Raw genomic sequence first — 6,551 nt, forward strand, 5'->3', positions numbered from 1 at the left:
TTTTAGATATCCCAGCCCCCTTCACTTGCTGTCTCTTGGTCACATTTTAGAGATCAAGAGACAGCAAGTGAAGGGGGCTGTTCGGGGCGCTGCCTGAAACGTGTTTCGTGATAAGAAGCGTATCTGTATTTATACGTGGTCAGAAGTACCGGACGGGTGTCGATGGATTTAGGGCATGGCTATGGCGGGGACGCTATATCCGGCAGGTGTATTACCAGAATAGCGAGAGAGAATAAGGGTATCGATATTCTGATATTATTTTCTGTCCCGGAAAATGAATTACCCATTGACCTTATGATTTCTGTTTATTAGCGTGGAAAAGTTTATATATGATCCGGTCGCTTGTGAGGATCACCTTCGGGCAGCGACAGCAACACTCCTGTAGCCTGTAAGGGAGTGCACTATCGTGTGGTACATCTGCGCACCTTTGGAAGCAGATATCGTCAGTCCTGATGGCGATGAAGGTTTCTTAATCTTATCCATCATGGCCAACCGGCCAGTCACCCGGACGGGGAACACGTTTCCCGTCGGGCAAGGTGTTCTCCGTCTTTTTTATCGGAGAATATCATGTCAAAAGATGTACTTACCATGCTGAACAGCCTTTCGCTGTCCGCCACGTTTCCCCACAGAACCCCGCTGGAGCGGATGTGCCTGAGTTTTCTGCTTACCCGGACCGCCATGCAGTTATGTAGTGATTGCCGGTATGAGCAGTGGGAAAAGCGGGGGATGTCTGAGCCGCTGACCTATATGGTGCCCACCGCAGCAGAAAACTATGCGGTGTACCTGCCGGGCAAAAGTCTGACAGTCACGCTCTCTGCGGATGCGTTTGGGCTGGTGGTGACGATAGCGGTTTTTGCCCATCTCGTGGTGATTGATGAACGGGATGAAGAGGTTTACCGGTACGGTGAACTGCGGAAATACGCGTTGCAACATCCGGAGAAAGACCTGATACACCGGATACTGGATATCGGTGCCTTTAATGAAGAGTCTGAGGCATCACTGACCCGCAATACAAATAATAACTCTAACTGACTTATCAGCATATTTATTATGCGACTGTTAACTTTTCTATTTTTCTTAAGCGCCTGACCGGGGAGCCGAAAACACCTTCCCGAAACCGGGCGGGTGTTTTTTTATTGACGTCAAATCAAGGAATAACACCGTGGATCCGATTTTTTTACCCGTGGCAGAAGAAACTGCTTTTACCGTGCAGGTCACCGGCCTGTCTGAATACCCGAACCCGGCAGCAGGGGAAGCGCTCCCGCTGCGTGAGGAAACCGTGTCCGTTTGCAGCGCCGCTACCATTACGGAAGCGGTGCAGAAGCTGAAAGTCATTCATCTGTTGGGGGACTGGCCTGTCTGGGAAATCGGGCAACCGGACACGTTACCGCATTTTATCCCGCAGACGGTGATGATTTATGACCGCCAGGGAAGAAAAGTGCTCGGCGGGCATATCGATAGCGACATTGTCTGGGCACAGCCTGTCACACTGGCTTCGGAACGCCTGTCACTGGAAAAACAGCGGCAACGGCTGTGCAATAATGCCGTATTTGAACAGGGCTGGGAAAATTACCGGATGGCCCGGGTGTTGTGGCAGAAAGCGCACCGGTTATCGCTGCATTTGGTGTCATCCCGTTATCAGCAATGCCGTGAGGTGACCGATATCCTCCGGCATCATGCGTCCGTGACGGCTTAGCCGGTTAAGGAGCCGTCATGGAACCCTTGAAATTAACAGTCTGGCAGGTCATCGCGGCCTGTTTACTGAAACGCCACTTTGGTCTCAGCCTGAATGATACCGTATTGTGTGAGCGCGACACCGTGGCGTATGTCATGCAACAAGGTATCCGGCCTTATCAGGCCATTAACGATATCGTCGATAAATACGATTTAACCCGGCTGGACTGCGGGACGATGCTGCCCGGTACGCCTTACCTGCGCATGCGTGATGAGTGGGACGTCTTTTTTCATCACGACAGCCTTGAAAGCCTGTTGCGGGATATCAACTAACCTGCGCTTTTTGTTTTTTATCTGACCCATCGGGGGAACCGGTCTCTCTGACGGGGCGGTTCCTCCTTTTTATCTGAAGCGTTTTAAAAATGAGGAAAATCAACATGGCAGAATGGTGCACCAATCAACTGGAAATCACCGGCAAATCCGTTTGTCTCGATGTAATGCAGCAATGGGTCTGTGGTGAAGAGGTCCCCCGTTACCGTCAGGCGGTGTTGCAAAGCCTGCGCCTGTTTCTGGCCGGCTGTGCGGGGATACTGAAACCGACCAAACCGCAAATCTACACCCCGTACCCAGCGTTAGTCCGCGGCACGGCGGCTCCGACCGCGCAACATCTGGCGTTTGAGCAGTGGCTGCTGTTGTTGCAGCATAATGTGCCGTTGAATAATGACAATATCAAACGCATTGATAACCTGTACCGGCAGTCCGGTCTCAGCCTGATGTCCTGGGACAAAGTGCCGGAAGCAGCGCGTGACATTATCGCCCGTCTGCTGACCCGCCAGTATACCGACTGGTTCGGCATGGTGGGCTGGTCTGACACACCCGATATCGGGGCGTGCTGGGATAAGCTGAATGCGTACCCGCAGGCGGCCCAGCCCTGTGACATGCTGATGATTATGTCAACGAATCTGGCGACCGAAATCAACGGTAACAGCACCCTGCTGAAAGGTATTCCCACGACGGCGCAGTTTTACGGGGAACAATACGGGATGGAATGGCCGTTTGGCCACCATGTCCGCTGGGAGCGCCGGAATGTCAGCAGCTTAACCGTGCGGTTTGATTCCCCCTGGGCACCGCCTTCAGCGGAGCTGATGGGGGAGTTGTCCGCGATGTTTGACTGTGAAATCCGCCACTGGTACAGCGAAGCGTCAGGAAGCTTCAAAGGCTATGATTGCTATGATCAGGGCGAGCACGTGGACAGCGGTCACGGGCAGTCAGGCCGGGAAAACCGGCCGGCGCTCTATCTGGTCACCGGTGAGCAGGCGGAAACGGCGCTGGCCCTGCCGGCTATCGCGGTCGGACAGTAACCGGCTGTTTCACTGAATCATTTTATACGAACTGACCACGTCAACCGAAAGGGGAACCTGTTCCCTTTTCGGGGCGTGTTTTCCTTTTTCACTTTTTGTTTTGCAAGGAAAATACGCAATGGCATCCCGAACCGATCATCAGAAAGAATTCATTTCGCTGTTTAAGCAAACGGCACGTTATCATACCCGTTATCAGGTCTTCCGGGATTTTTGCAACTGTGCCATGGCAGCGATCCACAATAAACACTGTTTCAGTGAGGAGCTGGAGCAGTATTACCTGAAAACCATTAACAAGTACGAACGGGCCGATGTTGACCGGATTGTTCAGCTGTTCTCCCATGTGGTACTCGGACTGGCGCAGGAACCGGGTGATTTTCTCGGCAGTGTGTTTATGCGACTGGAGCTGGGTGATAAAGATCTTCAGCAGTTCTTTACCCCCTGGAGTGTGGCCAGAATGATGGCACAGATGCAGTTGCATGATGCTGCCGGGCTGTTGCAGACACAACCGTTTGTCACGCTGTGCGAGCCGTGTGTGGGTTCGGGCTGTATTACGCTGGCCGCTGCCGATGTGTTGCGGGAGCTGGGGCACGATCCGTTGTGCAGCCTGTGGGTTCATGCGATTGATATTGACCCGCTGGCGGCGGTGATGGCCTATATCCAGTTCTCGCTGACCGGTATTCCGGCCGCCGTCACCATCGGTAACGCCCTGCATGATGGCGGTGACAAGCGAACCCGTTACACGCCCGCCCATTATCTGGGCAACTGGTCTCAGCGTTTGCGGGCGGCGGAGCTTATCGCCGCCTGAACGCATTTTTTCAACGATGACGATTGCGCCTTTCGGGGCGCTTTTTTTTATTTTTAAATTGAGTTAATACAAATGGTTAGGGTGAAAATTAAGCTGATTTTGTCAGTCAGTCAGGGGATGAACCGGGTCAGTTTAATTTTCATTTCCGCAAAAAGAGTTGTTCCTTGTTTCCGGCCGGGATTCACCGACACTGAGCCAAATCTGAACCAAAAGAGGAAAAACCATGTTTCAGCGTTTTAAATCCCGTTTTACCCGTGACCCTTCCCCGTCACAAAAAGCGCCCGGGCAAGCACCTGAAAGTGTACGCGATGCCGGAGGTTATTTCCGTCCACAGTCAGCAGAGGCGCTGCTGGCAACCGCAGAGCGTCGCCGGTATCTCCGGCAACTGTGGGAAAACAGTGCCCTGCCTGCCGGATTGTATCAGCAATTCTATCTGGATCCGCTCCGGCAATTATGCGCCCGTGTGCAGCATGTTCCCGCGACACAAGAGGGCGTCTGGTCTTATCGCGGCGGATTTATCGATCTGACCCTGCAATTTACTGCCTGTGCCGTGCGGCTGGCAAAAGGGCATATGCTGCCTCCGGGGGTGGCGCCGGAAACACAGGCCGCACAAAGTCTGCTGTGGCAGGCGGTGGTATTCTGGGCGGCGCTGTTTTACCACCTGCCGCTGTTGCAGCAACTGGAAGGTGAACTGGAAGACGGGCATCACTGGCAGCCGGGATTGTGGATACCTGAGCGTCGTTTCCGCTTCCGGTTTCAGGCACCGGGGCCTGAGCTGCCTGTTCTTTATAAAACGCTGCTGGCTGCCCGTTTGTTACCGGAGGAAGCATTGACCTGGCTGTCTTTAGTGCCCGGTGTGTGGCAGTGCCTGATGTTGCATCTTGGCGGACATCCGTCTTCTGTCCCGTTGACGGACTCACTGCTTCAGTCTGCCGCTGAGCAGGTGCAGTCACCACTGCTGAATCCCGTTGAATCTTCTGAACCGGCTACCGATACCAGACCGTCATCACCAAAACCCGATCCGGTTATTCCGCTTGTCACAGCGGGAACAGCTTCTGCGCCCGACACTGCCGATGATACCCGGACATTACTGTCATTGTTTCAGGCGGAGGAATGAAATTCTGATGAGAAATAATACAAATGGTAACGATAACGATTTGAAATTATCCAAACGCGCCGCATCAGCGCCGGAATGCCTTGTTTCCGCAATGTATAAAAGGTCACTATATGAAAAATAAAATAATTTAACGGGTTAATTAATTTGCAGTTTATTAACGGGACGTTTCTGTCCCGGGACACAATATTACACACCAAGGAAACAATAATATGTTAAATAATGAGGAAACAATGGGCTGGGATGCGTTGCTGGACGAGTATTTTTTCTCACGGATGTTACGGCCGGCAACTGAATGGAGTTATCGCAAGGTAGTGCGGGTCTTTATCCGGTATCTGGGGGAAACTGAGTCGCCGGAGAGCGTGACTCACCGGGATGTCCTGCGCTGGCGACGTCATCTGCTGATGGAAAAAAATCAGTCTCGGTATACGTGGAACAATAAGGTGGCACACCTGCGGGCTATTTTTAATTTCGGCATGGAAAGAAAACTGTTGTCACACCCCAAAAATCCGTTTAACGACGCGTCAGTCAAAAAAGAGAAGAAACAAAAGAAAACCCTGAGTAAGGCTCAGATAACCGGGATTTACCTGCGGATGCAGCAGTATGAGGAGGAAGAATGTTTACAGACTTCCCCACGGGGCGGACGCTGTGCCTTATACCCGACAGGGTATTGGCTGACTGTATTGGATACTTTCCGGCTGACGGGCATGCGCCTGAACCAGCTGTTGCATCTGCGGTTACGGGATATTAATCTGGACAACAGTTACATTGAGTTGCGTGTGGAAGGCAGTAAAAACCACAGTGAGTGGCGGGTGCCGATGATCCCGCAGCTGAAACCCCGGCTGGTGCAGCTGGTTGAACAGGCAAAAGCCTGTGGGGCGAAAGAGAATGATCCGCTGTTTGATTTAACCCGCCTGCGTTTTCGTCATCACGGACGCCATGTCAGTTATCAGTATAATCATGACAGAGAAAAGCAGCATCTTCGTTCTTTCTTTAACCGCCTGTCGAAAGAGTGTGGTTTTGCCGTCTCTCCTCACCGTTTCCGTCATACGCTGGCGACCGAGCTGATGAAGGCACCCGACCGTAATTTGCAGCTGGTCAGGTGTTTGCTGGGACACCGCAGTGTGGCGACCACGATGGAGTATATTGATATCGATATGGAAATTGCGGGTAAAACCCTGGCGAATGAACTGGCGTTTTATCTGGATCTTGCTGTGTAATCCGTTAACGTGAGGTAAAAAAACAGGGCAGGATATCAGCGGGATTGCCCTGACTGTGTCACTGGATTAAGGGATAGTTTGGAGGTGGAGACACAAAACGGAGAAACTGGTAAGTGTGCTCAAAGAGCACTTCTGAACATCACCTGACTTGACATCAGAATCAATTACTGAAATCATTACTTTAAACGTAAAAAGGTGAGCACAACTGTGTTCACCTGACTTCGTATAGAGTAGCTGTTTTTAGTTTATTAACTTACGCAAAGTAATAGATTATATTCATTAACATTTGCTTAACAGCACTTATTTCTGACTCACCTGTTAAGTCATTGATATCACTTCAACAAATGAGTTTTAAAATTGGTGCCCGGACTCGGAAT

Annotated in this window: 8 protein-coding genes; all 8 read left to right on the forward strand. The window is 51.5% G+C overall.

All coding sequences use genetic code 11. The features are described 5' to 3' along the window. The first annotated feature begins 107 nt into the window (after positions 1–107). The 8 genes from FE394_RS18615 (at position 108) to FE394_RS18650 (ending at position 6,174) form a co-directional block, all read left to right on the forward strand. Positions 108–236 (forward strand): hypothetical protein, encoded by a 129-nt coding sequence (locus FE394_RS18615; RefSeq protein ID WP_319927822.1) that lies wholly within the window; start codon positions 108–110, stop codon positions 234–236. 331 nt (positions 237–567) lie between these two features. After that, on the forward strand, positions 568–1,032 hold the full coding sequence (locus FE394_RS18620; protein WP_319927823.1) for an antirestriction protein: 465 nt from the start codon (positions 568–570) through the stop codon (positions 1,030–1,032). 130 nt (positions 1,033–1,162) lie between these two features. Then, positions 1,163–1,696 carry a hypothetical protein gene (locus FE394_RS18625; RefSeq protein ID WP_319927824.1) on the forward strand — a complete coding sequence of 178 codons (534 nt, stop codon included), beginning with the start codon at positions 1,163–1,165 and terminating at the stop codon, positions 1,694–1,696. 17 nt (positions 1,697–1,713) lie between these two features. Continuing rightward, on the forward strand, positions 1,714–2,007 hold the full coding sequence (locus FE394_RS18630) for a TA system toxin CbtA family protein (protein ID WP_319927825.1): 294 nt from the start codon (positions 1,714–1,716) through the stop codon (positions 2,005–2,007). A 104-nt stretch (positions 2,008–2,111) separates the two neighbouring features. After that, positions 2,112–3,035 carry a DUF1281 domain-containing protein gene (locus tag FE394_RS18635; protein ID WP_319927826.1) on the forward strand — a complete coding sequence of 308 codons (924 nt, stop codon included), beginning with the start codon at positions 2,112–2,114 and terminating at the stop codon, positions 3,033–3,035. Between the two features lie 118 nt (positions 3,036–3,153). After that, entirely contained in the window at positions 3,154–3,840 is a 687-nt protein-coding gene (locus FE394_RS18640; protein ID WP_319927827.1) for an N-6 DNA methylase, read from the forward strand. Positions 3,841–4,063: 223 nt separating this feature from the next. Continuing rightward, positions 4,064–4,957 (forward strand): TraI domain-containing protein, encoded by an 894-nt coding sequence (locus FE394_RS18645; protein ID WP_319927828.1) that lies wholly within the window; start codon positions 4,064–4,066, stop codon positions 4,955–4,957. Between the two features lie 209 nt (positions 4,958–5,166). Further along, a complete protein-coding gene (locus FE394_RS18650) occupies positions 5,167–6,174 on the forward strand; it encodes a tyrosine-type recombinase/integrase (protein WP_319927829.1) in 1,008 nt (335 codons plus the stop codon). Positions 6,175–6,551: the final 377 nt, after the last annotated feature.

This window comes from Xenorhabdus littoralis, assembly GCF_033949345.1.
In the GTDB taxonomy this organism is placed as follows: Bacteria; Pseudomonadota; Gammaproteobacteria; order Enterobacterales; family Enterobacteriaceae; genus Xenorhabdus; species Xenorhabdus littoralis.

Coding starts and splice junctions, on each gene's coding strand:
- FE394_RS18620 (WP_319927823.1), top strand. CDS start 568: ATGTCAAAAGATGTACTTACCATGCTGAACAGCCTTTCGCTGTCCGCC.
- FE394_RS18630 (WP_319927825.1), top strand. CDS start 1,714: ATGGAACCCTTGAAATTAACAGTCTGGCAGGTCATCGCGGCCTGTTTA.
- FE394_RS18635 (WP_319927826.1), top strand. CDS start 2,112: ATGGCAGAATGGTGCACCAATCAACTGGAAATCACCGGCAAATCCGTT.
- FE394_RS18640 (WP_319927827.1), top strand. CDS start 3,154: ATGGCATCCCGAACCGATCATCAGAAAGAATTCATTTCGCTGTTTAAG.
- FE394_RS18645 (WP_319927828.1), top strand. CDS start 4,064: ATGTTTCAGCGTTTTAAATCCCGTTTTACCCGTGACCCTTCCCCGTCA.
- FE394_RS18650 (WP_319927829.1), top strand. CDS start 5,167: ATGTTAAATAATGAGGAAACAATGGGCTGGGATGCGTTGCTGGACGAG.